This is a genomic window from Agrobacterium sp. DE0009, assembly GCF_007680755.1.
In the GTDB taxonomy this organism is placed as follows: domain Bacteria; phylum Pseudomonadota; class Alphaproteobacteria; order Rhizobiales; family Rhizobiaceae; genus Agrobacterium; species Agrobacterium tumefaciens_B.
On the sequence record NZ_VEIU01000003.1, the window covers coordinates 304137 to 329310 of the forward strand.

At 60.8% G+C, this 25174-nt stretch carries 22 protein-coding genes; 10 read left to right on the forward strand and 12 right to left on the reverse strand.

Annotated features, from left to right (window positions below; genetic code table 11):
• Positions 1 to 55: 55 nt before the first annotated feature.
• The gene (locus FS804_RS14220; RefSeq protein ID WP_144577209.1) at positions 56 to 1021 is read right to left on the reverse strand and encodes an MBL fold metallo-hydrolase; all 966 of its coding nucleotides are present in this window, start codon (positions 1019 to 1021) and stop codon (positions 56 to 58) included.
• 86 nt (positions 1022 to 1107) lie between these two features.
• Between FS804_RS14220 and FS804_RS14225 the strand changes: the two genes are divergently transcribed.
• Positions 1108 to 2061, forward strand: a complete 954-nt coding sequence (locus FS804_RS14225) for a LysR substrate-binding domain-containing protein (protein ID WP_144577211.1) — start codon at positions 1108 to 1110, stop codon at positions 2059 to 2061.
• Between the two features lie 3 nt (positions 2062 to 2064).
• Here the strand turns inward: FS804_RS14225 and FS804_RS14230 are convergent, their stop codons facing one another.
• The 5 genes from FS804_RS14230 to FS804_RS14250 all read right to left on the reverse strand — a co-directional run bounded on the left by FS804_RS14230 (position 2065) and on the right by FS804_RS14250 (position 9407).
• Complete coding sequence (locus FS804_RS14230; protein ID WP_144577213.1) at positions 2065 to 2478, reverse strand: GNAT family N-acetyltransferase; 414 nt, start codon at positions 2476 to 2478, stop codon at positions 2065 to 2067.
• A gap of 85 nt (positions 2479 to 2563) precedes the next feature.
• On the reverse strand, positions 2564 to 4648 hold the full coding sequence (locus FS804_RS14235; protein ID WP_144577215.1) for a hypothetical protein: 2085 nt from the start codon (positions 4646 to 4648) through the stop codon (positions 2564 to 2566).
• A 1-nt stretch (position 4649) separates the two neighbouring features.
• Complete coding sequence (locus tag FS804_RS14240) at positions 4650 to 7460, reverse strand: DUF4159 domain-containing protein (RefSeq protein ID WP_144577217.1); 2811 nt, start codon at positions 7458 to 7460, stop codon at positions 4650 to 4652.
• Positions 7457 to 8371 (reverse strand): DUF58 domain-containing protein, encoded by a 915-nt coding sequence (locus FS804_RS14245; protein WP_063950698.1) that lies wholly within the window; start codon positions 8369 to 8371, stop codon positions 7457 to 7459. Before FS804_RS14245 ends, FS804_RS14240 begins: the two co-directional genes overlap by 4 nt.
• Positions 8372 to 8396: 25 nt before the next feature.
• Positions 8397 to 9407 (reverse strand): MoxR family ATPase, encoded by a 1011-nt coding sequence (locus FS804_RS14250; protein WP_063950697.1) that lies wholly within the window; start codon positions 9405 to 9407, stop codon positions 8397 to 8399.
• A 175-nt stretch (positions 9408 to 9582) separates the two neighbouring features.
• On the opposite strand from FS804_RS14250, the gene FS804_RS14255 reads away from it, so the two are divergent.
• The 3 genes from FS804_RS14255 to FS804_RS14265 are packed head-to-tail and all read left to right on the forward strand — an operon-like array spanning position 9583 to position 12094.
• Positions 9583 to 10212 (forward strand): DUF1285 domain-containing protein, encoded by a 630-nt coding sequence (locus FS804_RS14255; protein WP_144577219.1) that lies wholly within the window; start codon positions 9583 to 9585, stop codon positions 10210 to 10212.
• Complete coding sequence (locus FS804_RS14260; protein WP_144577221.1) at positions 10209 to 10841, forward strand: CoA pyrophosphatase; 633 nt, start codon at positions 10209 to 10211, stop codon at positions 10839 to 10841. Before FS804_RS14255 ends, FS804_RS14260 begins: the two co-directional genes overlap by 4 nt.
• On the forward strand, positions 10838 to 12094 hold the full coding sequence (locus FS804_RS14265; RefSeq protein WP_144577223.1) for a CCA tRNA nucleotidyltransferase: 1257 nt from the start codon (positions 10838 to 10840) through the stop codon (positions 12092 to 12094). Before FS804_RS14260 ends, FS804_RS14265 begins: the two co-directional genes overlap by 4 nt.
• Before the next feature lie 26 nt (positions 12095 to 12120).
• Here FS804_RS14265 and FS804_RS14270 read toward each other — a convergent pair whose 3' ends face one another.
• The 3 genes from FS804_RS14270 to hemF all read right to left on the reverse strand — a co-directional run bounded on the left by FS804_RS14270 (position 12121) and on the right by hemF (position 13725).
• Complete coding sequence (locus FS804_RS14270; protein WP_144577225.1) at positions 12121 to 12306, reverse strand: DUF1059 domain-containing protein; 186 nt, start codon at positions 12304 to 12306, stop codon at positions 12121 to 12123.
• Positions 12307 to 12424: 118 nt separating this feature from the next.
• On the reverse strand, positions 12425 to 12691 hold the full coding sequence (locus FS804_RS14275; protein WP_144577227.1) for a hypothetical protein: 267 nt from the start codon (positions 12689 to 12691) through the stop codon (positions 12425 to 12427).
• A 122-nt stretch (positions 12692 to 12813) separates the two neighbouring features.
• Positions 12814 to 13725: an oxygen-dependent coproporphyrinogen oxidase gene (hemF, locus tag FS804_RS14280; RefSeq protein ID WP_144577229.1), complete on the reverse strand. Its 912-nt coding sequence runs from the start codon at positions 13723 to 13725 to the stop codon at positions 12814 to 12816.
• Positions 13726 to 13856: 131 nt separating this feature from the next.
• Between hemF and FS804_RS14285 the strand changes: the two genes are divergently transcribed.
• Complete coding sequence (locus FS804_RS14285; protein ID WP_063950690.1) at positions 13857 to 14132, forward strand: hypothetical protein; 276 nt, start codon at positions 13857 to 13859, stop codon at positions 14130 to 14132.
• A gap of 102 nt (positions 14133 to 14234) precedes the next feature.
• Here FS804_RS14285 and FS804_RS14290 read toward each other — a convergent pair whose 3' ends face one another.
• Both FS804_RS14290 and FS804_RS14295 read right to left on the reverse strand, forming a co-directional pair.
• The gene (locus FS804_RS14290) at positions 14235 to 15887 is read right to left on the reverse strand and encodes a Na/Pi cotransporter family protein (RefSeq protein ID WP_063950689.1); all 1653 of its coding nucleotides are present in this window, start codon (positions 15885 to 15887) and stop codon (positions 14235 to 14237) included.
• Positions 15888 to 16059: 172 nt separating this feature from the next.
• Positions 16060 to 16521 (reverse strand): tRNA (cytidine(34)-2'-O)-methyltransferase, encoded by a 462-nt coding sequence (locus FS804_RS14295; RefSeq protein ID WP_144577232.1) that lies wholly within the window; start codon positions 16519 to 16521, stop codon positions 16060 to 16062.
• A 381-nt stretch (positions 16522 to 16902) separates the two neighbouring features.
• Here FS804_RS14295 and FS804_RS14300 point away from each other — a divergent pair, with 381 nt between their 5' ends.
• Both FS804_RS14300 and FS804_RS14305 read left to right on the forward strand, forming a co-directional pair.
• Positions 16903 to 18753, forward strand: a complete 1851-nt coding sequence (locus FS804_RS14300) for an ABC transporter ATP-binding protein (protein WP_144577233.1) — start codon at positions 16903 to 16905, stop codon at positions 18751 to 18753.
• 342 nt (positions 18754 to 19095) lie between these two features.
• Positions 19096 to 20964, forward strand: a complete 1869-nt coding sequence (locus FS804_RS14305; RefSeq protein ID WP_144577235.1) for an ABC transporter ATP-binding protein — start codon at positions 19096 to 19098, stop codon at positions 20962 to 20964.
• Positions 20965 to 21038: 74 nt separating this feature from the next.
• Here FS804_RS14305 and FS804_RS14310 read toward each other — a convergent pair whose 3' ends face one another.
• The gene (locus tag FS804_RS14310) at positions 21039 to 21971 is read right to left on the reverse strand and encodes an endonuclease/exonuclease/phosphatase family protein (protein WP_144577236.1); all 933 of its coding nucleotides are present in this window, start codon (positions 21969 to 21971) and stop codon (positions 21039 to 21041) included.
• Positions 21972 to 22282: 311 nt separating this feature from the next.
• Here FS804_RS14310 and petA point away from each other — a divergent pair, with 311 nt between their 5' ends.
• Genes petA through FS804_RS14325 form a run of 3 tightly spaced genes read left to right on the forward strand, consistent with a single transcriptional unit; the run spans position 22283 to position 25069 of the window.
• Positions 22283 to 22861, forward strand: coding sequence for a ubiquinol-cytochrome c reductase iron-sulfur subunit (petA, locus tag FS804_RS14315; protein WP_035220195.1), 579 nt, complete (start codon positions 22283 to 22285; stop codon positions 22859 to 22861).
• Positions 22862 to 22875: 14 nt separating this feature from the next.
• Positions 22876 to 24159 (forward strand): cytochrome b N-terminal domain-containing protein, encoded by a 1284-nt coding sequence (locus tag FS804_RS14320; RefSeq protein ID WP_063950685.1) that lies wholly within the window; start codon positions 22876 to 22878, stop codon positions 24157 to 24159.
• Positions 24160 to 24181: 22 nt separating this feature from the next.
• Positions 24182 to 25069: a cytochrome c1 gene (locus FS804_RS14325; protein WP_063950684.1), complete on the forward strand. Its 888-nt coding sequence runs from the start codon at positions 24182 to 24184 to the stop codon at positions 25067 to 25069.
• Positions 25070 to 25174 lie beyond the last annotated feature (105 nt).

The following is a 25174-nucleotide window of genomic DNA, read 5'->3' on the forward strand; positions in this document are numbered from 1 at the left end:
TCGCGACCCAAGGCGATGGCCCGATCTTTCAGAATCGGGCCACATCTTCTTCTTGTTATAGCGCCGCGTAATTGACCGGCAGCCAATCATAATTGGTGCTGTCGGCGCGCACGTGGCCGATGCCGGGGAAGGCGATGTGAGCGCCTGCCACGAGATACTTGCCTTCTACCGCCTGTTTGAACGCCAGATCGCGAGCGACCACCGCTGCCTTCTGGTCAACGTCGAACTCGATGGCGACATCGGGTTCATCGAACTGGAGGATATCGCCATGGGTGATATCGCCCCAGAAGACGATTTTCTGGCCTTCGCTTTCCAGAACGACCGCGCTGTGGCCTGGTGTGTGGCCGGCATAGAGGATCGACCCAAGACCGGGAACCGGTGCGGCATTGTCGCCGAATGTCTCGAACTTGCCGGCATCGATATAGGGCTGGATGCTCTCCTTCGCTTCGGCATAATATTTTTTCATCGCTTCGGGCGCTGCTTTCGCTTTTGCCTCGTCCAGCCAGAAAGCGGCTTCGCGCTTGTTGACGTGCAGGGTCGCGTTGGCAAAGACGCGTTTGCCATTCGCCGTCAGTCCGCCAGAATGGTCGGTATGGATGTGTGTGAGGATGATGTCGTCGATTTCACCGGCCTTGTAGCCCGAGGCTTCGATATTGGCGACGAGCTTGCCAAGGCTCGCGCCGAGATAGGTGCCGGTGCCGGCATCGATCAGCACCAGCCTGTCGCCGGTATTGACCAGAAACGCATTGACGGAGGTCGGCGTCTCGTCCGGTAGGAAGGCATCCTTCAGCACCTTGGATGCGTGTTCCGGTGTCGTGTTGGTGTAGAGTTTTGCAAGCGGCAGCGCGACGACCCCGTCCGAAAGGGCGGTGACTTCTACCTTGCCGACCATCAGCCTGTAGAAGCCGGGCGCCTGTGTGGCAGCGAGCGGCGCTTTGGCGAAGGCGAGGGTAGGCGCAATGAAAGGGGCTGCAAGGAGGGCGCTGGCGGCGCCTTTGAGAAGTGAGCGACGTGATGGCATTAAAGGCTCCTGAGTTAGGGAACGTCTTGAAACTTTCCGCACTCCAGCTAAGAGTAGGGAAGCCAGCAATCAAATCGATGTGACTTATGCAAACTATCGATCATTTCAATCTCCGTTCCTTCGACCTCAATCTTCTCGTCGCTTTCGATGCGATGATGGAGGAGATGAACGTGACGCGCGCCGCGCGCCGGCTGAAAATCCAGCAGCCCGCGATGAGCCATAATATCTCGACGCTGCGTACCCTGTTTCAGGACGAGCTTTTCATTCGCGTGGGGCAGGAAATGAAGCCAACTGCGCGGGCGCTCAATCTGGCGGGACCGGTGCGGCAGGCGCTGAGACAGGCGCAGGCGGCGGTTTTGACGGCGGATGTCTTCGATCCGGCGACGGAGCGCCGCACGTTCCGGCTGGGCATGTCGAGCGAGGTGGAGCTGTTGCTTTTGCCGGATCTGACGGCGCGACTGCGGGAGATCGCGCCCGGTATTCGCATTCTGGCCCGCAGCGGGCAGGAGCAGGAAATTACTGCGATGCTGGATACGGGCGTTATCGACATGGCTGTCGGATGCACCTATTCGAAGGAGCAGCGGCACCATTGCGAGCCGCTTTATTCCTCCAGCGTGCTTTGCTGCTTCAACCCGGCTTTGCTTGATCTGCCCAATCCCGTTGGACTGGACGACTATGTGTCAGCCAAACACGCGGTGATATCGCAGACAGACAGCCTGCATGGCTGCATCAAGGACGCGTTGGAATTGAGCGGATTGGAGATCGACGTCGTTGCCGCCGCGCCGGATTTTCTCTCGGTGCTGGCCACGGCACGGTCATCGGCCGTGCTTGCGACGGTCTCCTCACGTATCGCGCAGCGTTACGCGCCGATGCTGGGGCTTGAAACAAGCCCGGTGCCGGTGATGTTGAATTTCCCGCCGGTCGCCATGGTCTGGACCTTGCAGACCGATGCGGATGCCGGCTCCGTGTGGCTTCGCCAGCAGATCCGCACTGCCATGGGCCGAACGGCTGAGGCTAATCCAGCGGGAATCGCCGCCTAGAGACTAAAACCGCTTCTCCAGCCACGTGATCGACTGGCCGCTGGAAAGCGGCCCGAGCGCGCCGATCTTGGTGAAGCCGTAGCGTTCATAGGTTCTGAGCGCGTCCGGGTTCATCGTGTCGATATAGGCGCCGACGCAGCCGCGCTTTCTTGCCTCGTCTTCGGCCATGGCCAGAAGTTTCGAGGCCGTGCCTTGTCCTCGCATTGTCTCCGGCACGAAAAGAAGCTGCACGTAAAGCCAGCCCCGGGCGGTGTGGCCAACAAGGCCGCCGGTGACGGAATTGTCTTCATCGCGGATAGTGATGTTGAGCTCGCGTTTGTCGCTCTCGCCGAAGCGGGCGATGTTGTAGGCCACCAACGGCTCGCGAATGGCTTTTTCGACTTCCGCGTCGGCAACATCACTCAATACGAAATTCATGCCTGTTCTCCAGACGCCGGATGGCGACCGCTTTCGGTTTCACGCTGGAGACGGAAAACCCGACGCTGCCGTCGGGCCGCGGTCTTTACCGGCCCTCACGCCACCAGAGCGCGGAGAAGGCAAGGAGCAGGGCGCCGAGCCCGGCAAAACCGGCAAAGAGCGGCAGGGTGTTAACGCCTTTCAGCACCGTCTCGTCGGTCATGCGTATCAGCATGCGATCCTCATCGGCAACCCTGATATCGCCGCGAACCGGCAAAATATCCGGCAAAGCGATACGGCCGGAATTATCGGCCACACGATGCACGCTGCCCCTTGTGGCATCGGCCAGCGGTTTCAGCGTTTCGGTGGTTGAAATCATTGCCTTGAATTCGGGTGCGTCCACCGCGCCGACATGCACGAGGGTGGTGAAATCGCCGTTCTTGATCTCGAACAGGCCTGTTTCATCCATGCGGCGCTCGATTCTGTAGAGACCGGGCTCGCTGCTGGTGAAAACCATGTTCTCCGTCTTGCCGGAAGGGAAACGCACGCTGGCCTGACCGGGATCGTCGCCGATGGTCTGACGGGTGATCTGCAGGGTGCGGCCGTTGGCGCGTGCCGTCAGCGCCTCTTCCTCGAGTTCCGGTTCCTTCATCAGCCAGTGTGCGATGCGGCGGTAAAGCGCCACATGCGGGCCGCCGCCCTCATAACCACGCGCCCAGAGCCAACCCTGATCCGACAGCAGCATGGCGACGCGGCCTTCGCCCTGACGGTTGAGCACCAGCAGCGGGTCCTGTCCATCGCCCAGCATCACGGTTTGGCCCTGCGGCGGGTCGACGCTGATGGTGCGGAACCAGCGGCCCCATTGCGGCGGCTCGTTGCCCGAGCCTTCCAGCCCGCGGGTGACAGGGTGCTTCTTGCCCGCTTCCGAAAGGCGCGGGTAGAAGGCGGCCTGATGCACCTGACCTGTCGGCTGCGCCGGCAGCACGGAGGCGAGCGGGGTCATGGCGATTGAATCCTGACCGGCATGCTCCGGCCCGGCGGCGATCAGGAGCGCGCCGCCTTTTTCGACATATTGGGCGATGTAATCGTAATAGAGGATCGGCAGCACCCCGCGATGCTGGTAGCGGTCGAAGATGATGAGATCGAAGTCATTGATCTTCTCAACGAACAGTTCGCGGGTGGGGAAGGCGATCAGCGAGAGTTCGTTGATCGGCGTGCCGTCCTGTTTTTCCGGCGGACGCAGAATGGTGAAATGCACCAGATCGACCGAAGCATCGGATTTCAGGAGGTTACGCCATGCCCGTTCGCCGGCGTGCGGTTCGCCGGAGACGAGCAGGACGCGCAGGTTCTGGCGGATGCCTTCGATCAGATGAACGGCGCGGTTATTGGCAACGGTCACTTCGCCCGGGATTTCCGCAACGGAAAACTCCATGACGTTGTTGCCGCCGCGTGGGACCTTGAAATTGAACGGCGTCGGTTGGCCGGGGGTGGCCTGCAGCGTGGCGATTTCTTCGCCATTCATCTTAACCGTCACCTCAGCCGCACCGCCGCCTGCCGGGCGACCGTCATCGAAGACCCGCAGCGTCAATTGCTGTTCCTCGTTGACAATACCGAAGCGCGGGGCGCGAACGATTTCGATGCGGCGGTCGAACTCATCAGCCTTGCCGGTGATCAGGCCGTGCACGGGTGCGCGGAAGCCGAGCGCCTGTTCGGCATTAGGTTGCGCATTCGGAATATCATGTATCTGGCCGTCGCTGAGGAAGATCGCACCGCCGACGCGGGAAGGCGAGACATCCGAAACGGCGGAGGACAAGGCCGAGAAAAGCTGGGTCGACGGCGAATCGCTCTCACCATTATCGCGCACTTCAACGATGCGCGGCTCGATACGCGGGAAACGGGACAGCCGGTCTTTCAGCGCGTTAAGCGCCGTGTCCGTCATTTGCGGCCGGTCCTGCACGTCCTGGCTCTGCGAGCGGTCCACGATGACGGGGACGATGGTGGAGAGCGGTTCGCGCTCCTCCTGCGTCAGGAGCGGATTGGCGATGGCGGCGAGCAGGGCGGCAAGCGCCAGCCCGCGCAGCCATGCGCCACGCACGCCGCGCCACAGGCCGATGAAGGAAAGGAGAAGAGCGGCGACGGCCAGAATGACGATCACGATCCACGGCAAGAAGGGGGCAAAGGTCAATGTCATGTCACTGCCCCAACCGTTCGAGAAGTGCCGGAACATGGACCTGATCGGCCTTGTAGTTGCCGGTCAGCATATACATCATGATGTTGACGCCGGAGCGGAAGGCATGTTCGCGCTGCATCTCGTCGGGCGGTACAGTGGGCAGGACCGGTGCGCCCTGCGCATCAACGGCCCATGCGCCGGCAAAATCATTGCCGGTTATCATGATCGGCGTCACGCCATCGCCAGAGGAGGAAAGGCCGGAGGTGGTCTTGGCGGCCCCCTGACGCGATTCCACCCAGAGCGGCGAGCCATTGTAACGGCCGGGGAAGTTTGTGAGCAAATAGAAGGAGCGCGTCAGAACATGGTCTTCCGGCACCGGCTCCAGCGGCGGAATATCGATATTGGCGAGGATTGCCTGCAAACGCTCGCCATTGGCGCTGGTCGCGCCGGTATCGAGCGAAGAGAACTGGTCACGCGTATCGAAGAGCACGGTGCCGCCGGCGCGCATATAGGCGTCGATGCGCGAGATGGCGGCGCTGGACGGCATCGGGGCGGAGGCCGAAACCGGCCAGTAGATGATTGGGTAGAAGGACAATTCGTCCTTGGAAATATCGAGGCCGACAGGCTGGCCGGGCTCCAGCGTCGTGCGCCAGGTCAGGAATTCGCTCAAACCCTGCAAACCCTGTTCTGAAATGCGGTCGACATCGTCTTCGCCGGTGCGGACATAAGCGAGATGCGTGGTGTCCAGCCGCTCGAATATCTGCTCGTCGCCGGGTTTGGGATCGTCGGCGCGGGCATCGTTTGGCGCCATGGCGGCAAAGGCACCAAGCGCCAGCAGCATTGTGGCCACTGTGGCGCTGCGGGCTTTCGGCAGGCGGGCGAAGGCGCCGTTCATGAAGAGCACGATCAGGCTGTCGGCGATCAGCATCAGGAACGCAGCGATGAAGAGGGCAGGGCGCAGCGATTTCGCCGTTTCACCGATCAAGGCTTCGCTTGATGTGCTGACACCGGCGGCAGAGGTATCGAACGGGCGCAGCGTCGCACCTGCCGGCAGAAGATTGAGAGCCACGAAACCATCCTCTGTGCCGTAGAGGCCGGGGGGATTGTCGAAACCGGTGCGCGGAGGCTGGCCCGCGGGCATTTCCAGCGGCCGGGCAGTGCCGATTTCGGCAGATAGCGCGCCTTCGGCCGTCAGCAGCCGGAACGGGGGCAGGGCTGCGGCTGGGGCATTGGCGGAAGCCGAAGCACCGCCCGCCTTGGACAATTGCACGATACGGCGCAGCATATCGACGAAGTGGCCCGATATCGGCAGGTCGGACCAGCTGGCCTCGGCGCTGACATGGAATAGCACGATGCGACCCGCCTCGACATTGCGGGTGGTGACGAGCGGCGTGCCATCGGCAAGGCTTGCCCAGGTGCGTTCGGCGAGATCAGGTGTCGGCTCGGCCAGAACCTGGCGTTTGACGAGAATGCCGTCGGCCTTCGGCATGCCGGCGAAAGCGCCGAATGCAGGGAAATCGGCAAGCGGCTGCGGTTCTGCCCAGGAGAGCGCGCCGCCGAGTGCGCGTTCACCCTGTCTCAGTGTCACGGGCACCAGTGGGTCGTCGGCGGGTGCTGCGGCAAGGCGCGGCCCGGCGAAGCGGATCAACGTGCCGCCGCCCGCAAGCCATTTCTGCATCGGCTCATAGGTTTCCTGCGGCAGGCGGCCGATATCAGCCATGACGATGACGGAGGGGTTGGATTGCAGGATTTCCGGGATGGCCTGCGCGAGATCGGCCTGCCGCTGCGGAATGAGATCGACGAAGGGCTGAAGTGCACGGCTGATATAATAAAGCGGTTGCAGCAGCGGCTGGAAATCATTGCCGGTTTCGCCTGCCAGCAGCGCCACGCGGCGGCGGCGGAAGCCGTCATCGAGAAGATGCACTGCACCTGCCGTCGAAACACCTTCAAGGGAAAGACGGGCGAAATCGTTGCGCAGTTCGAAGGGCGCTTCCACCGTTGCCGTTGTTTCAGCCTGGCCGGGGGCGAAGGTGGCGATGCCATTGGCGAGGATGCGGCCCTGGCTGTCCTGCGCGTTGACCGTCAACCGGGCAGCGTCCGCAGTATCGAGCCTTGAGAGCGAAACGCTCATGGCTTCGGCATTGTTCGTTGCCCCCGTTATCGCGGCGATCGCCTTGCCGTCGCCGCTGACGATGCGGAATTCGGCGGGTGCAAGACTGGCGAGCGTTTTCAGGGCGCTTTCGTCCTGCGCCGTCTGCACGCCATCAGCGATATAGGCGAGGGTGCCGGGGGTCGTGCCGTTAAGCGCTTCGGTGATGGCTTCGGCGGTGCGGACACGATCGGGAACGAGCGGCTTCGGTTTTGCCGCTGCCAGCTTTTCCAGGGCGACCGCTGTCGTTCCGGGTACGGCGTCATGTTCGGCATCGGCTGTAAAAGCGATGGCGACGGGGCGCTCGGCACGCTCCGCATCCCCGATCAGGGCTTCCGCCGTCGCCACGCGTCGCTCCCAGTCGGGCGCAGACGCCCAGCTATTGTCAACCACCAGCACCAGCGGACCGCTGCCGGCGATGCCGCTGTTGCGTGGATTTACCACGGGATCGGCGAGAGCAAGAATCACGGCGGCGGCAAGCGCCATGCGCAGCAGGGTGAGCCACCACGGGCTTTTCGATGGTGTTTCCTCACGTTTCAACACCGTCGCCAGGATCTTCAGCGGCGGGAAGACTTCCGCCTTGGGGCGCGGCGGGGTGAGCCGCAGTAGCCACCAGATGGCAGGCAGCGCCAGCAAGCCGAAGAGGATATAGGGGCTGGTGAAGACGAAAGGCAATGCGCTCATCGGCGGCCACCGCCTTGCGCGGGTGCGCCGGAAAGATACATGTGCATGGCCACCAATGCCTCGGAAGCGAGATGATCGGTGCGATGGAACACGAAGTTCCAGCCCAGACGGCGAAGTGAGGAGGAGAGCGCCTCGCGCCTTGCGAAATAGGCGCGGGTATAGTCTTCGCGAATGGTCTCGGCGCGACCGGAGACCAGTTTTTCGCCGGTTTCCGGATCGCTGAATTCGGTGCGGCCGGAATAGGGGAAGGTCTCTTCAGCCGGATCGGCAATTTCCACCACGTGGCCGCGCAGGCCACGCCGTGCGAGGGGCGAAATGCGTTCCATCACGGCCTGCGCATCATCAAGAAAATCGCCGATCAGAACAATGTCGCTCGCGCCACGGATCATGCTCGTTTCCGGCATGCCTTCTGTCGGCGGCGCATGCATGATTGCGGTGGCGAGCCGTTCGGCGGCATTTCGGGCCGAAACCGGTTCCATGATGCCGGGGCAGCCGATGCGCTCACCCGAGCGCGCGAGGATTTCCGCCAGCGCCAGCATCAGTACCAGCGCCCGGCTTTCCTTGGAAACGGAGCCGAGGGTCGATTTGAACATCATCGACGGCGACATGTCGGCCCAGAGCCAGATGGTGTGGGCCGCTTCCCATTCACGGTCACGGACATAGGTGTGATCGTCGCGGGCGGAGCGCCGCCAGTCGATGCGCGAGAGACTTTCGCCCTCGGCATAGGGGCGGAACTGCCAGAAATTTTCGCCGATGCCGCGCTTGCGGCGGCCATGCCAGCCTGCGGTGACGGTGTTGGCGATGCGCTTTGCCTCGACCATGCAGTCCGGCACCAGGGCGGCGCGCTGGCGCGCGCGCGCCAGAACTTCGCTACCTGGCGTCTTGTCTACGATCTGGCCGATGGATGCCACATGCAGTCCTTTCGCGAACGTCGCTTCAGTTCTTCGCCTGCTCCACGAGGGCCGCGATGACATCGCGCACCGACATGCCTTCGGCGCGGGCCGCAAAGGTCAGCGCCATGCGGTGTTCCAGAACCGGTTCGGCCAGCGCATAGACATCGTCTAGCGACGGCGCGAGCCTGCCTTCGTACAGCGCACGCGCACGGGCCGTCAGCATCAGCGACTGGCCGGCGCGCGGACCGGGACCCCAGGCGACGTTTTTATCGGTCAACTTGTTGCCGTGACCGGGGCGGGCGGAGCGAACGAGTGACAGGATGGCGTCCACCACCTTGTCGCTGACCGGCATCTGGCGGATCAGCGCCTGTATCTCCATCATGCGGGACGCATCGATCACGCCACGTGCTTCACCCGAGGCGGTACCCGTCGTGTCGAGCAGGATCTGGCGTTCGGCCGCGAGTTCGGGATAACCGACATCCACCTGAAGGAGAAAACGGTCGAGCTGGGCTTCCGGCAGCGGATAGGTGCCTTCCTGTTCCAGCGGGTTCTGCGTCGCGAGAACGTGGAACGGCTTCGGCAGCTCATAGGTCTGGCCGGCCATGGTGATGTGGTATTCCTGCATGGCCTGCAGCAGCGCGGACTGCGTGCGCGGGCTGGCGCGGTTGATTTCATCGGCCATCAGCAACTGCGCAAAAACCGGTCCCTTGATAAAGCGGAAGGAACGGCGGCCGTTTTCATCCTGGTCCATGACTTCTGAGCCGAGAATATCCGACGGCATCAGGTCCGGCGTGAACTGGATGCGGTTGGCATCGAGGCCGAGCACGGTGCCAAGCGTGGTGACAAGCTTGGTCTTGGCAAGACCGGGAACGCCGACGAGCAGCGCATGGCCACCGGAAAGGATGGCGAGAAGCGTGTTCTGCACCACTTTTTCCTGACCGAAGATGACCTTGGAGACTTCGGTGCGGATCGCCGCAATGTCGGAAAGCGCCTTTTCGGCGGAAGCGATGATCGCCTTTTCGTCGAGGGTTTCGCCGGTATTCATCACGCCCATGTCGCTCTCCTCATACCTTCGCCGCTGTCGCAAGTGCATTCCGGCTTTGCTGGCCGTTGGCCGGAACGGATTTTGCGCTGCATATAGCTTATTGCTCTCTTGGCCGCTGACAAGCGCCATTCGAATGACTATGTCGTGACTTAGTATTTCCTTATCGGCAAAGCGAGACTCGAATATGGCAGCGGAGACGATAAATTCGGCAGGCGATGCGGCAGGGCTGGCGGCGATGATTTCCCGCGCCGCGGAACAGACCGGCGACGCCCGGCGCGGACCGGCCCCGGTCGAGCGCTGGAATCCGCCCTTTTGCGGCGATCTCGACATGGAAATCCGCGCCGACGGCACCTGGTTCTACCTCGGAACGCCCATCGGCAGGGCGCCGCTGGTTCGGTTGTTTTCCACTGTTCTGCGCAAGGATGAGGATGGCAAAACCTATCTCGTGACTCCTGTGGAAAAAGTCGGCATCCGGGTCGTCGATGCGCCTTTCGTGGCCGTGGAAATGAAGGTGACGGCGGGCGAGGTGGACGGCGAGCCCGTACTCACTTTCCGCACGAATGTCGGCGATGTGGTGGAGGCGGGGCAGGAGCATCCGCTGCGGTTTGAAATTTACGGCGAGAACCGGGAGTTGAAGCCCTATCTTCTCGTCCGCGGACGTCTGGAAGCGCTGGTGTCGCGGGCCGTGATGTACGACCTCGTCGCACTCGGAGAGGTGATCGAGGTGGACGGCGTCGACATGTTCGCGGTGCGCTCGGGGGGCGTCGTTTTTCCGGTCATGCCCGCCAATGAACTGGAACGGCTTTCGCAATGACAATGACGGCGCTGAAGGGTTTTACCGCCGCCGACTTCCGCCGGCGGGTGCTGCAGGAAGGCGAAGGCGTTGCCGAGAGGGAAAATGGCGATCACGTTCTCAATCCGGGCGTGGTGCTGTCCGGAAACGGCATCAAACTGAAGGATGCGGCGGTTCTGGTTCCCGTTATCGATGACGGCGAGGACGCGCGGGTGATCTTCACCCAGCGCACCTCCACCCTGCGCAAGCATTCCGGCCAGATTTCCTTCCCGGGCGGCGGTATCGACGCCGAGGACCGCACGCCTGAGGAGGCGGCGCTGCGCGAGGCGGAAGAGGAAATCGGGCTTTCGCGCTCTTTCGTAGAGACCGTGGGGCGTCTGCCGGATTATATTTCCGGTACGGGCTTTCGCATCAAGCCGGTGCTGTCCGTTGTTCGGCCCGGTTTCGACCTCACGCTCAATCCGGCGGAAGTGGACGAGGTTTTTGAGGTGCCTCTGTCCTTCCTGATGAACCCCGAAAACCACGGGCGCGGCAGCCGCATCTTTCAGGGGAAGGAGCGGTTTTTCTATGAAATGCCCTATGGCGAGCGCTACATTTGGGGCATTACGGCGGGCATCGTCAGGACGATTTACGAGAGGTTTTATTCATGAGCAGCCTTGCCGGTCAGGACTGGTTCGAAAAACCGGCGCTGAAGCGCATCTTTGCGCTTCTGAATGCCGATGGCGGCGAAGTGCGAATCGTGGGCGGGGCCGTTCGCAACGCTCTCATGGGCTTGCCCGTCGCGGATGTCGACATGGCGACGACGCTTACCCCTGATGTGGTGGTGGCGCGGGCAAGGGCGGCGGGCATCAAGGCTGTTCCAACCGGCATCGAGCACGGCACGGTGACTCTCGTGATCGACGGCGAAGGTTTCGAGGTGACGACGTTGCGCCGTGACGTGGAAACCAATGGCCGCCACGCACAGGTGGCTTTCGGTACCGACTGGCAGACGGATGCGGAACGGCGCGACCTGACCATCAACGCGCTTTACGCCGATGAAAATGGCGAAATCATCGATCTCATCAATGGTTTGCCCGACATCGAAACCGGGACGGTTCGCTTTATCGGCGATGCTGCGACGCGGATTTCGGAAGATTACCTGCGGATTTTGCGCTTTTTCCGCTTCTTTGCCCATTACGGCTCCGGCCGGCCGGATGCGGATGGTCTGAGAGCAAGTTCGCGGGCCAAGGACAAGCTGGCAACGCTCTCCGCCGAGCGGGTGTGGGGCGAACTCAAAAAGCTGCTTTCCGCCCGCGATCCGTCCCGCGCCCTGCTCTGGATGCGGCAATCGGGCGTTCTCTCGGAAATTCTTCCCGAGACTGAGAAATGGGGTATCGACGCCATTCATGGGCTGGTGGCGGCGGAGCAGGCCCTCGGCTGGGCGGTTGAGCCTATGCTCCGGCTTGCTGCCATCGTGCCGCCCGACCGGGAGAGGCTCGCTGCTCTTTCCGCGCGTCTGCGACTGTCAAAGGCGGAAGCTTCCTATCTTTCCAATTGGGCTTCGGCGCCGGCGGCTGATCCCGACCTTAAAGACACGGCTCTCGACCGTCTGCTTTACCGTCGAGGCGTTGAAGGCATGAAGGCACGGTTGAAGCTGGCGCTCGCAGCAGCCCGTGCCGATATCTCGGCCGGCGACACGGCGATGCAAAAGGTTGCGCGCTTTTCGACGTTGCTGGCAAGGGCGGAAAAATTTCAGAAACCCGCCTTTCCCCTAAGCGGTGCTGATGTGATGGCCGCCGGGGTTGAGGCTGGCCCAAAAGTGGGCGATGTTTTGAAGAGCCTGGAGGAGAAGTGGATAGACGTCAACTTCTCGCTTGACCGGGCAGCGTTGACCGCCCGGCTTAAGGACATGCTCGAGCACTAGAGCGCCGGAATGGTGATGCTCCAGCGTTAAGCCGCGTTCGCCTCGTCGTGGATGCGGGCCTTGATATTATCGATCATGTTTTCGCGGATAACGGTTTCGCCGTGAGCCGCACGCATGTGTTCCACAGTGCGGCGAACGACTTCTGCGTCATCATCCGCACGGGTGTGCCAGGCACAGCCGGGCACGAGCGTTCCACATTCAAAAAGTCTCATGGTCTTGCCTCCCTGTTTCAGCGAAAGGGCAGCGTGAAGTGAAGTGCCGCCCCTGCGGTATGAAACAAAAGTCCGCCGCTTATGTTCCAAAGCGGCGTCCTTGATTGCTGAACCCTGATTACTCGGGCATCGCCCAGCACTGGAAAACGGAGGACGTCCCGGCCGGCGGGATTTTTGTGCTGGGCCGTTCGTCATTATCCGCGCGCTTCACGGCTTTTCCGGCGAGCGTGCGTTTCACCTGTTCGACATAAAAGGAATGCGGCAGTTCGCGATCGCCCGTTGCGCGCATTTCGGCGGCAAGGCGGTCAATCAATGCGGTGGTATCGATGGATTGCGATGCTCCCTCGGCGGAAGCAGAAATAGGCATGCTGTTCGAAGTAATCATGACGATAGCTCCTCCAGTACGTCTGCGGGAGGAGACTATCACCGCCTTGGTTTTTCCATAAGTCCTAATTCGCGCTATTTGCGACGAAATGGCTGATGAGCGTCAAATCTGCGTGAAGCGCCCTAGGGCCAGCGCACCACCGGCGGCAGCGATGACAGGATTGATTCGACGTTACCCCCGGTCTTCAGGCCGAAGATGGTGCCGCGGTCATAAAGCAGGTTGAACTCCACATAGCGGCCACGGCGGATCAGCTGCTCGTCGCGGTCCTCTTCCGTCCATGGCTGGTTGAAATTGGAGCGGACGATTTTCGGATAGACGAGATTGAAGGCGCGGCCGACGTCCTGCACGAAGGCAAAATTCGCGTCCCAGCCGCCTTTCTCCTCTTCTGGATGCAACCAGTCAAAAAAGATGCCGCCTATTCCGCGCGGCTCGTTGCGATGCTTCAGGAAGAAATATTCGTCGCACCATGCCTTAAAACGCGGATAATCCGCAACGGGGTGCCGGTTGCAGGTGATCTCGAAGCCCCTGTGAAACAATTGGGTGTCCGGGTCTTCCTGCGTCCGCCTGCGGCCCAGAACGGGCGTCAGATCCGCACCTCCGCCAAACCAGTGACTGGTGGTGACGACCATGCGCGTGTTCATGTGCACGGCCGGGACATTGGGATTGACCGGATGGGCGATGAGCGACAGACCGGAGGCCCAGAAGCGCGGGTCCTCTTCGGCGCCCGGAATCTGCTTGCGGAATTCTGGCGAGAACTCGCCATAGACGGTGGACGTGTGGACGCCGACCTTCTCGAAGACACGGCCTTCCATCATTGACATCTTGCCGCCGCCGCCTTCGCCATTGTCGCGCAGCCACTCTTTCTGGACGAAGCGGCCGGGCTCCTGATCGGAAAGGGGACCTGTGAGTTCGTTCTCCAGGGTTTCGAAGGAGGCAACGATGGTATCGCGCAGGTGCTGGAACCACGCTTGGGCAACGGCCTTCCTGTCTTCGATATCCTCGGGCAAGCCCTTCGGCAAGATTGGCCGTTCCATTTCGTCATTCTCCTGCATTGAAGTCTGTGTCCCGCCGCGTCTAGCAGGTGTTTGCGCCGCGCACAAATTCGACTCGCCAAGCCAGCGCGTCGTCACTATCTTTAAAGATGTAGGTGCCAGAGGTGAATATCATGACGAAATTTACCGGACCGCCGCCGCTCGACGGGCTGAAGCGCAGGATCGCCAATCACCGCAAGGAGCGCGAAAGCGCCAGCGGCGTTCCGCAGCGAGACGGCATGTTCGTGCGCCAGACCTTTTGTCTCGGCCGCGAAGAAGCTCGCGCCAAGGCGCGGGAGTGGTTCGACAGTTTTCCAAAGGCAGCGTATTGGACCGAAGTGGAAAGCTGGCGGCAGCTCGAGGGTGACCGCATCGAATTCACCATGCGGCGGCTGCCGTCCGCCGATTGAGATTGGAAGCGTCTTCGCTATTCTTCGGATGCGAAAACGCGCCAACGTTTTGTCTGTCGCATTTCCGGACGGAAAACCAGGGGCACCCTTTCAGAAAATGCGCTAGGCGCGGGGCTCGGCATAGCGCAGGCGGCTTTCGATCAGCACGCCGCTTTCATCCAGGATGGGATGCGCCACCGACACGATGTGGGCGTTGATGCGTTTGAGGTCTCGCAACATGTCGAGATGAAGCGAGCTCGTCTGCATGCTCTCCGTCAACCCGTCACGCAGCCGCTCCAGATGCCGGTTTGACGATCGTTTTTCCAACCGGCGTATATCCACCTTGCTCTCCATGAGACGACGCGCCAGCTCGAAATCGCCCGTCACCAGAATGCTCTGGGCGGCGCGCAGGTTCTCGATGGTCATGTCGAACAGCGTCTTCAACTCCTCATATCCGTCATCGGAAAACTTGAAGTTGTTCAGCACCTTCTTGCGGATCTGCTCGCAGATGCCCTTTTCGATGATATCGCCGACATGTTCGAGATTGATGGCGTAATCGATGATGGCGATCGAGCGCCTTGCTTCCTCGTCGGCAAGCCCCTTGCGCCCCAGTTGGGACAGATAGATCTTCACTTCCTGCTGGCGGCGGTCGACCTTCTTTTCCAGAACGGAAACTTCCTGCAGCGGCGCAAGATCGTTGTGCTTGAAGGCGTTCTCGGCGCGAATCAGCATCCGCTCGATGCTGTCGCCGACGCTCAACACCTCGCGGGTGGCATTGGCGAGCGCGACGACAGGCACGTCCAGCGCCTGCTGATCGAGGAAAAAGGGGCCGTCCTCGGCCTTCGGATCTCCCGGCACCAGCTTGGTCATCAGGTCGGAGATCAGGCCGGAGAAGGGCCACGCCAGTGCCGCCAGAATGACGTTGAAGATGAGATGCGCATCCACGGGCAGCTTGGCCGGGGAAAGCGGCAATTGTTGCAGAAATTCTGCGCCATAGGAGGCAAGCGGCATGGCGATCAGGCAGCCGATGGTGCGCACCACGAGATTGCCGATCGTGATGCGCCGCGCCGAGGCGGGGCCTGAGAGTGTGGCGATGACGGGCGGAACGGCGCCGCCGAGATTGGCGCCGAGAATGAGAACGATGATCAGCCCGGTGGACAGCGTGCCGGTGGCGGCAAGCGACAGGATCAGGACCACCACGGCAAGGCTTGACGACGAGACGAAGGCGAGCACGGCGGAAAAGATCAGTGCAACGGGCCACGCGCCATCCAGCAGGCCGATGAAGACGCCAAGCGCCGGGGAGGCGCGCATGGGTTCGGTCGCGCCGCTCAGCAGATGCAGCGACAGAAGCATCAGGCCAATGCCGATAACTGCCGTTCCGCCGCCCTGTCTGGCATTGGAGCTGCCTTTTTTGAGAATGATGCCGGAAAGGATCAGAAGCGGGGAGAGCCATTCCACACCGGCTGCCACGATCCAGGCCGTCACGGCGGTGCCGACATTGGCGCCAAGCAGCACCACCTGCGCCATGCGCGGCCGGATGAGATCGCGCTCGGCAAAGGAGGCCACCGTCAGCGCCGTTGCCGTCGAGCTTTGCAGTGCCACCGTTGCGAAAAATCCAGAGAAAAAGGAGCGGGGACCATTCTGGGTGCCGGTTGCAAGCACGCTTCGCAGTTTCATGCCAAAGGCCCGGGTCACGCCGTCCTTCACCTGGGCAAGACCGAAAAGCAGCAGCGCGACGGCGCCGAGAAGGTTGACGATGACAATTGTGGATTGCATGCGACGTCTCCTCACACCCGCCAGCGGATGCTTCCGGCGAGGGCGATTTTTGTTGTCCGGCTAATAGTATAGGAGGGTCAACGCCTATGGTACAGGCCGGGTTGCGACAGTTTTGACGCGGAAATGGTTTAAATATTGTATCTGCACCAAAATATGGCGTTAAAAATGACGCTCACCCCCATGCTGTTTGCCGCAAAGCCTCGCCCGTGACCATGGCCGCCGACATCGCGACGTTGATGGAGCGCTGGCCCTCGACCATCGGGATGATGATTCGCTCATCCGCCCTCTCATGCACGTGGTCGGGTACACCGGCGCTTTCGCGGCCAAACAGCAGGATGTCATCCGCGCGATAGGTGATTTCCGTATACGGCACCGCAGCTTTGGTGGAGGCGAGAACAAGACGGCGACCGGTTGTTGCTCGCCATTCCTCGAAGCGGTCCCAGCTGACATGCCGGGTCAGGGAGGCAGCCGCAATATAGTCCATGCCGGCCCGTTTCAGATTGCGATCGGAAATGTCGAAACCTGCTGGCTCGATGATATCGACGCCGAGACCGAGGCAGGCGGCCAGCCGCAGGATGGTTCCGGTATTGCCGGGAATATCGGGCTGGTAGAGGGCGATCCTGATTGTCTGCATGGTCTCCTGATCCATGTTTCATGGGCGAACCCAGATGGCGCTGCTGCCCGTAAACCGGATGGGGAAATCCGTGCCTGTATGCGGTTGCACTTTTTTAAGGCAGGCGGCTGGCGTTTCGTCTTCTTTTGCGATAAAAGAGCGGCATCTTCAACACCAGCCAAAGGAGGTTTCCATGCCAAATGACATTCGCATTCGCCTCCCGGCCCCAGTGCTTCGCCTGCTGGCTTAGGTGGTATTCCGCGGCGCTGCCGCGTCTCCCGTATTTAAATTCACCATGTGGCTGTTGTGGCCATGTTAAAAGACTTTTCCGTTCCGTCGTGAGCCCTATCTGTGTCCGCTCACCATGCCACGATGGAGCGATTGATTGCCGGAGCTTGGCCTATGTTTGGCTGGTTTGAAAAACGCCTCGATCCCTTTCCCGCTTCCGCGCCGTCCGTAGCGCCGCAGAAGCTTTTGCCGTTCCTGTGGCACTATGTTAGGCCCGCATGGCCGTGGCTCCTTCTGCTTGGCCTCATGTCCATGGGCATCGCCATTGCGGAAGCCATGCTTTACAAATTCCTCGGCAATATCGTCGACTGGCTGTCCACGGCCAATCGCGAAACGTTTTTTGCCGATGAGGGCTGGCGTCTGATCGGCATGGCCGGGCTGGTGCTGTTCCTGCTGCCGCTGATGGGCGCAATCCACACCATGACCATGCACCAGACGCTTGCCGGCAATTTCGGCATGATCGCGCGCTGGAAAATGCATCGTTTCCTGTTGCGCCACTCCATGAACTTCTTCGCCAATGAATTTGCCGGCCGGGTGTCGACCAAGGTCATGCAGACGGCGCTGGCGATCCGCGAAGTGGCGCTGAAGGTGATCGATGTCTTCGTCTACGCCATCAGCTTCGTCATCTCGATGCTGTTCATGGTGGCGGCTGCGGACTGGCGGCTCGTCATTCCGCTGCTTGTCTGGCTTGGCCTCTATCTGGCGATCCTCACCTATTTCGTGCCGAAGCTCGGCCGGCTCGCGCAGGAGCAGGCGGATGCGCGCTCGATGATGACGGGCCGGATCGTCGACAGCTATACGAATATCTCAACGATCAAGCTGTTTTCCCATGCGGGCCGCGAGGAGAGGTATGCGCGGGAGGGCATGAACGTGTTTCTCGGAACCGTTCACCGCCAGATGCGCAAGATTTCCGGCTTCAACATCCTGATCGACCTCAACAATGCCGTGGTGCTGTTTTCCACGGCCGCCCTCGGTCTTTATTTCTGGATGCAGGGTTCGGTAACAGCCGGATCGGTCGCTATCGCCATCAGCCTCGCCATGCGCGTCAACGGCATGTCGCAGTGGATCATGTGGGAAGTCACGTCGCTGTTCGAAAACATCGGCACAGTCTATGACGGCATGTCGATGATGACGAAGCCGCATGACATCGTCGATGTCCCGAAGGCCCCTCAGCTTGCGGCGCCGCAGGGCGCTATTCGTTACGACAATGTTCGTTTCCACTACGGCAAGGACAAGGGCGTGATCGACGGGTTGACGCTCGACATCAAGCCAGGCGAGAAGGTTGGCCTTGTCGGCCGTTCCGGCGCGGGCAAGACGACGTTGATGAATCTGCTCCTGCGCTTCTATGATCTGGAAGGCGGCAAGATCACCATTGACGGGCAGGACATCTCGAAGGTCTCGCAAGACAGCCTGCGCGAACTGATCGGCGTCGTGACGCAGGACACGTCGCTGCTGCACCGGTCGATCCGCGACAACATCGCCTATGGTCATCCCGAAGCGACTGACGAGCAGGTGATCGCAGCGGCAAAGCGGGCCAATGCCTGGGACTTCATCGAAACGCTCGTCGACATGCATGGTCGCCAGGGCCTCGATGCGCAGGTGGGCGAACGCGGTGTGAAACTGTCAGGCGGTCAGCGTCAGCGTATTGCGATCGCCCGGGTCTTCCTCAAGAACGCGCCGATTCTGGTGCTTGATGAGGCGACCTCGGCGCTCGATTCGGAAGTGGAGGCGGCGATCCAGGAGAATCTGTTCGCGCTGATGGAAGGCAAGACGGTGATCGCAATTGCTCACCGTCTTTCGACGCTCACCGAAATGGACCGCCTCATCATTCTCGACAAGGGCCGGATCGTGGAAGCGGGAAGCCACGCGGATCTGGTCGCAATGGGCGGCATCTACGCCGACCTATGGCGCCGCCAGTCCGGCGGATTCATCGCCGATCACGAGGCGGAAGCGGCTGCGGAGTAGGGAAAATCGAGAGGGCGGCAAGCATGGTTCCCCGCCCTCTCGCCTATGATATGGGCGCCAACCTCTCCTCCGTCATGCCGGACTAGATCCGGCATCCAGTCACGGCGCGTCCGCGGCGTGAGAGGAGTCTTTTGCGATCAAGGACTTGATCGCGCTGGACCCCGGATCAAGTCCGGGGTGACGGTGTGAGGATGCAGCTGATGCGCAAAATATCGCTGGGTCGATTTAAGGGCGGGGAACATTTCCCGCCCTTTTTTCATTCCACGAACGTTACCGAAATATAATCTCTCCCCAAAGCCACTGCGGCTGTTCCCCAAGCGGGAATCTGCCTATATCCGGATCATGGTCATTACCCGCATCTTCGAGTATTTCGAGAACTGGATAAAGCCCTTCGACCGCAAGGACGATTTGCGGCCGCCGGAAAGCACGTTCGCCTTCATCTGGTTCTATATCTCGCAGGCGAAGGCGCCGTTTTTTGCCATGCTGGTGCTGGGCGGGCTGACGGCGGCCATCGAGGCGGCGCTGTTCTGGTTCGTCGGACGGCTCGTCGATATTCTCTCCACCGTAAAGCCGGAAGAGGGCTGGGCGGGGCTGCTTGCGGCGCATGGCGGCGAACTCGTGGGCATGCTGGTTCTGATCGGCATCGTGCGCTTCGTCGTCACCATGGTCACGGCGCTGGTGGACCAGCAGATCATCACGCCCGGCTTTTACAATCTGGTGCGCTGGCAATCCTACATGCATGTGGCGCGGCAATCGCTGACCTTCTTCCAGAACGACTTTTCCGGCCGTATCGTGACCAAGGTCTGGTCGGGCGGACAGGCCGCGGGCGATCTCGTAACCTCGTTGATGGAAAGCGTCTGGTTCGTCGGCATCTACTCGGTTTCCATGCTTTTCCTGATCGGGGGGCTGGACTGGCGGCTTGCGGTCGTCGTCGTTGTCTGGGTGGCGATCTTCTCGCTGCTGGCGCGCTATTTCGTGCCGCGCATCCGCTACCATTCCAGGGAAACGGCGGAAGCCGCCTCGATGCTGTCGGGCCGGATGGTGGATGCCTATAGCAATATCCAGACGCTGCGGCTGTTCGGGCGCGACGACGCCAATGACCGCTACATGCGACAGGGTTTCGATATCTTCCAGCGCGCGACGATGACGTTTACGCGGTTCATCACCGGCGTGCGTGCGTCCATGGCGCTGCTCTCGGGCGTGATGATCACGTCAATGGCGGCGCTCTGCATCGATCTGTGGCTGTCCGGCAAGATCAGTTCCGGCGCGGTGGCTTTCACGCTGGCGCTGGTGCTGCGGCTCAACTTTCTGCTCGGGCGGTTGATGACGCAGTTCAACGGCATCATGCGCAATTTCGGTACGGTGCAGAATGCCGCCGAATTGATCTCGCAGCCGATCGGTCTCGTCGATGCGCCCGACGCGGCGGTGCTCGAGGTGAAGAAGCCGAGCATCCGCTTTGAGAATGTCAGCTTCCATTATGGGCGGGCGGATGGCGTCATCGGCAATCTCAACCTCGAGATCAGGGCCGGCGAAAAGGTTGGAATCGTCGGGCGCTCCGGTGCCGGCAAATCCACCCTCGTCAACCTGCTGCTGCGTTTTTACGATGTCGAAAAAGGCCGCATCCTGATCGATGGGCAGGATATCGCCCATGTGACGCAGGAATCGCTGCGCGCTCACATCGGCATGGTCACGCAGGATACGTCGCTGCTGCATCGTTCCATCCGGGACAACATCCTGTTCGGCCGCACCGATGCGACCGAGGAACAGTTGCGGGAGGCGACGCGGCGGGCCAAGGCGGACGACTTCATCGAACGGCTTGAGGACCAGCGTGGGCGCAAAGGGTTCGATGCGCATGTGGGCGAACGCGGCGTGAAGCTCTCCGGCGGGCAACGCCAGCGTATCGCCATTGCCCGCGTGATGTTGAAGGACGCCCCTATTCTCGTTCTCGATGAAGCGACGTCGGCTCTCGATTCAGAGGTGGAGGCGGCGATCCAGAGCAATCTCGATGAGCTGATGCAGGGTAAGACGGTTCTCGCCATCGCTCATCGGCTGTCGACGATTGCCGCCCTCGACCGGCTGATCGTCATGGATCAGGGGCGCATTGTTGAACAGGGGACCCATTCCGAACTCATTAAGCAGGGCGGGCTTTATTCCGAGCTCTGGGCGCGCCAGTCGGGTGGCTTCCTTGCCGCTGATGAGGCGGCGCAATAAGTCAGCCGGGGCATTTCCAGCCGGAACGGGTTCGTTCCGGCGTCGGACAATGCGGCGATCCCACCGGAAACGCCCTACTTTCCGATCAAGAAATCCGCCATCAGGCCATAATGATTGGAGCCGAGATTGTCTTGCAGCCGGGTTGTCTTCATCAGCGTTGCCGGCTCGCGGGCGAAGATATGGTCGATGGCGATGCCGAAACTTCCTGCCCTGGTTGGCCAGGTCGCAGGCTCAAATGTCGCTTTCTTCAGATCATTGGCGGCGAGGAAGGCGCGCATGTCAGGTGCGATGCTGGATGAGTTGAAGTCTCCGGCGAGAATGAGCGGGCCGGTGATTCGAAATAGAATTTCGCTGATTTCGTCCAGTTCGTCCCGGTGATAATCGTCGAAATAGGGCTTGGTGATGTGCCCGGCGGCAAGTGTCAGTTGCGTGCCGTCGAGATCGACATTCGCCACGGCAAAACGATCCCGCCGAAGATCGCTGAGATTATAAAAGCGGCTTTCCAGCAACGGCCTTTTTGACAGGATGACGAGATCACAGCCGGGCGTACCCTCATAACAACCGAGCCGGTGCGGATAGGTTTGCTGCAGGCGCGGCAGGGCCGAGCGCAATGCGGCCGCCTCGAAAAGATAAACGGCATCGGCACCTGATTCGAGAACCTTGTCGGCAATCGCATCCGCATTGGCCGCGTTGTCCATCAAGACATTGAATGAGAGCAAGCGGAAGGGCTTTGCGCCCGGAGCCGCATTGGCCGTCGTTGAAAATTCCATGAGCATCGCCACGGCGTGAATGGCCAAGGCAAGTGACCAGATCAAGAGCACGGCCGAGATAGCGTCACGCGTCAGCCAGAAGACAAGGCATGAGACGAGGATGCAGACAGCAGCAATATGGAGCTGAAAGCTGGTGACGAAGGCCAAAAGCCAGAAGTCGGTGATGTAGCGCAGGCTGGCGATGACGAGGACGGCAGCAAGCGCCGTGGAAACCATGCACGAGAGCTTCGCCGTCATCCGAATCCCTGCTTTCAAAGCTCTCCCTTGAAGTCTCCTAACACGACGGATTTGAGCGCACAATGTTGCCGGACTGCCAGAGGCGGCGAAAAAAAATGACAACCAAATCGGGCGCTTCCGGCAGAATTACGGCAGCTTTGTGTGCTTTGCTCTTGCCAAGTCGGTCAATATTTTGCGATCACACAAAGTGACGCGGTTTCTTGATGCCGCAGGTGTGTCCAGGACCGAGGGACGGAGTTTGTCCTGGATCAAATCATAGCGGGAGGACTCATGCGATTTACGGCAAAAACAGCGCAGAGGATGGTGTAGCGGTGAGCGAGCACGTAACCAATCACGACGCTTCGGGTGAACCGACCCGTCGCGATTTTCTTTACCTAGTGACGGGAATGGCGGGCGCCGTCGGTGCTGCCGCAGTTGCATGGCCTTTCATTGACCAGATGCGTCCCGATGCATCGACGCTGGCGCTTGCCTCCATCGAGGTGGATGTCGCGGCCGTCGAGCCGGGCATGTCGCTCACCGTTAAGTGGCGCGGCAAGCCGATTTTCATCCGCAACCGCACGGAAAAGGAAATCGAGGAAGCCAAGGCGGTCGCTCTCGGCGATCTCAAGGACCCGGTGGCGCGCAATGCCAACATCGCTGCAGACGCGCAGGCGACCGATATCGACCGCTCCGCCGGGCAGGGCAAGGAAAACTGGATCGTCATGGTCGGTTCCTGCACCCATCTCGGTTGCGTTCCGCTCGGCCAGGCCGGCGATTTCGGCGGATGGTTCTGTCCCTGCCATGGCTCGCACTACGATACGGCGGGCCGCATTCGTAAGGGTCCGGCGCCGCAGAACCTCGCCATCCCGACATTTGCATTCACATCCGATACCGTGATCAAGATCGGATAAGGGGACAGATATTCATGAGTGGTCATTCCAGTTATCAGCCGTCCACCGGCATCGAGAGGTGGATCGATTCGCGGCTTCCCTTGCCGCGCATGATCTATGACAGCTTCGTCGCCTACCCTGTCCCGCGTAACCTGAACTACGCTTACACTTTCGGCGCGATGCTATCCGTCATGCTGATCGTGCAGATCCTCACCGGCGTCGTGCTGGCCATGCATTATGCGGCCGAAACGACGGTTGCGTTCAATTCCGTCGAAAAGATCATGCGCGACGTCAACCATGGCTGGCTGCTGCGTTACATGCATGCCAACGGTGCGTCGTTCTTCTTCATCGCGGTTTACCTGCACATTGCCCGTGGCCTTTATTACGGCTCCTACAAGGCGCCCCGTGAAATCCTCTGGATTCTCGGCTGCGTGATCTTCCTGCTGATGATGGCGACTGGCTTCATGGGCTACGTTCTGCCCTGGGGCCAGATGTCCTTCTGGGGCGCGACCGTCATCACCGGCTTCTTCACGGCGTTTCCGGCCATCGGTGAGTGGATCCAGCAGTTCCTGCTCGGCGGCTTTGCCGTGGACCAGCCGACGCTGAACCGTTTCTTCGCGCTTCACTATCTGCTGCCCTTCATGATCGCGGGCGTCGTTATCCTGCACATTTGGGCGCTGCACGTTACCGGCCAGACGAACCCGACCGGCGTTGAAGTCAAGAGCAAGACCGATACCGTTCCCTTCACGCCCTATGCGACGCTGAAGGACGCGCTTGGCGTTTCCGTGTTCCTCATCGGTTATGCCTGGTTCGTGTTCTACATGCCGAATTTCCTCGGTCACCCTGATAACTACATCATGGCCGATCCCTTGAAGACGCCGGCGCATATCGTTCCGGAATGGTACTTCCTGCCGTTCTACGCCATGCTGCGCGCCATCACCTTCAACATCTGGGTCATCGATTCCAAGCTGGGTGGCGTTCTCGTGATGTTCGGCGCGATCGTTGTGCTGTTCTTCCTGCCCTGGCTCGATACGTCGAAGGTTCGCTCCGCCGTTTATCGTCCCTGGTACAAGATGTTCTTCTGGGTCTTCGTGGTGAATGCCATCATGCTCGGCTGGCTGGGCTCCCGCCCGGCGGAAGGCACCTACGTCATCATGTCGCAGATCGGCACGCTTTATTACTTCGGCTTCTTCCTCGTCATCATGCCGATCCTCGGTCTGGTCGAAACGCCCCGGCGTATCCCGAATTCGATTACCGAGGCCGTTCTTGAAAAGAACGCCGCCAAGACGGGTGCCGCGCCAGCGGCAGCCCAGGTCTGAGCGCGAAGGAAGGATGACGACAATGAAGAAGCTTGTAACAAGCATCGCGCTTTTCGCCGCCATCGGCTGTTCCTTCACCGTCGCTTCGGCGGCGGAGGAGAGCCATGACCTCGCCACCAAGACGGAACATGCGATTGCCGGCGGCCATTTCCCGGTGATCAAGCCCGAGGAGCAGAGCTGGTCTTTTGCCGGTCCCTTCGGCAAATATGACAAGGGTCAGCTGCAGCGCGGCCTGAAGGTCTATAAGGAAGTCTGCTCGGCCTGCCATTCCATGAGCCTGGTTTCCTTCCGCACGCTGGGTGACCTCGGTTACTCGGACGAGCAGGTCAAGGCTTTCGCTGCTGAATACGAAGTGCAGGACGGCCCGAATGCCGACGGCGAAATGTATAACCGCAAGGCGGTGCCATCGGACCATTTCCCTTCGCCATTCCCGAACCATGAAGCGGCGGCCGCCGCCAATGGCGGGGCTGCGCCGCCCGACATGTCGCTGCTTGCAAAGGCGCGCGGCGTGGAGCGCGGTTTCCCGCAATTCATCATCGACATGATCCCGATCATCGGTGGTTACCAGGAAGGCGGCCCGGATTATATCCACGCGCTGCTGACCGGCTATCAGGATCCGCCGGCTGGTGTTGAAGTGGCCGAAGGCACGCATTTCAACCCGTACTTCGTCAGTGCAGTCGCGTTGAAGATGGCGCCGCCCATCAGCGCCGATCAGGTGACGTACGATGACGGGACGCCGCAGACGGTGGACCAGTATTCGAAGGATGTGGCAGCGTTCCTGATGTGGGCCGCAGAACCGCATCTGGAAGAGCGCAAACGCACCGGCTTTATGGTCATGGTGTTCCTGTTCATCTTCACGGCGCTGATCTATCTCACTAAAAAGTCGGTCTACGCCAACAAGGAACATTGATCGGCCTGCCAATGGCAACCGGATTCTCTAAGCCCTCACGGTCTCCGTGGGGGCTTTTTCATGCTTGGTACTTGGCTGGATAGCGGCGCGATCGCTCGCCTAAGC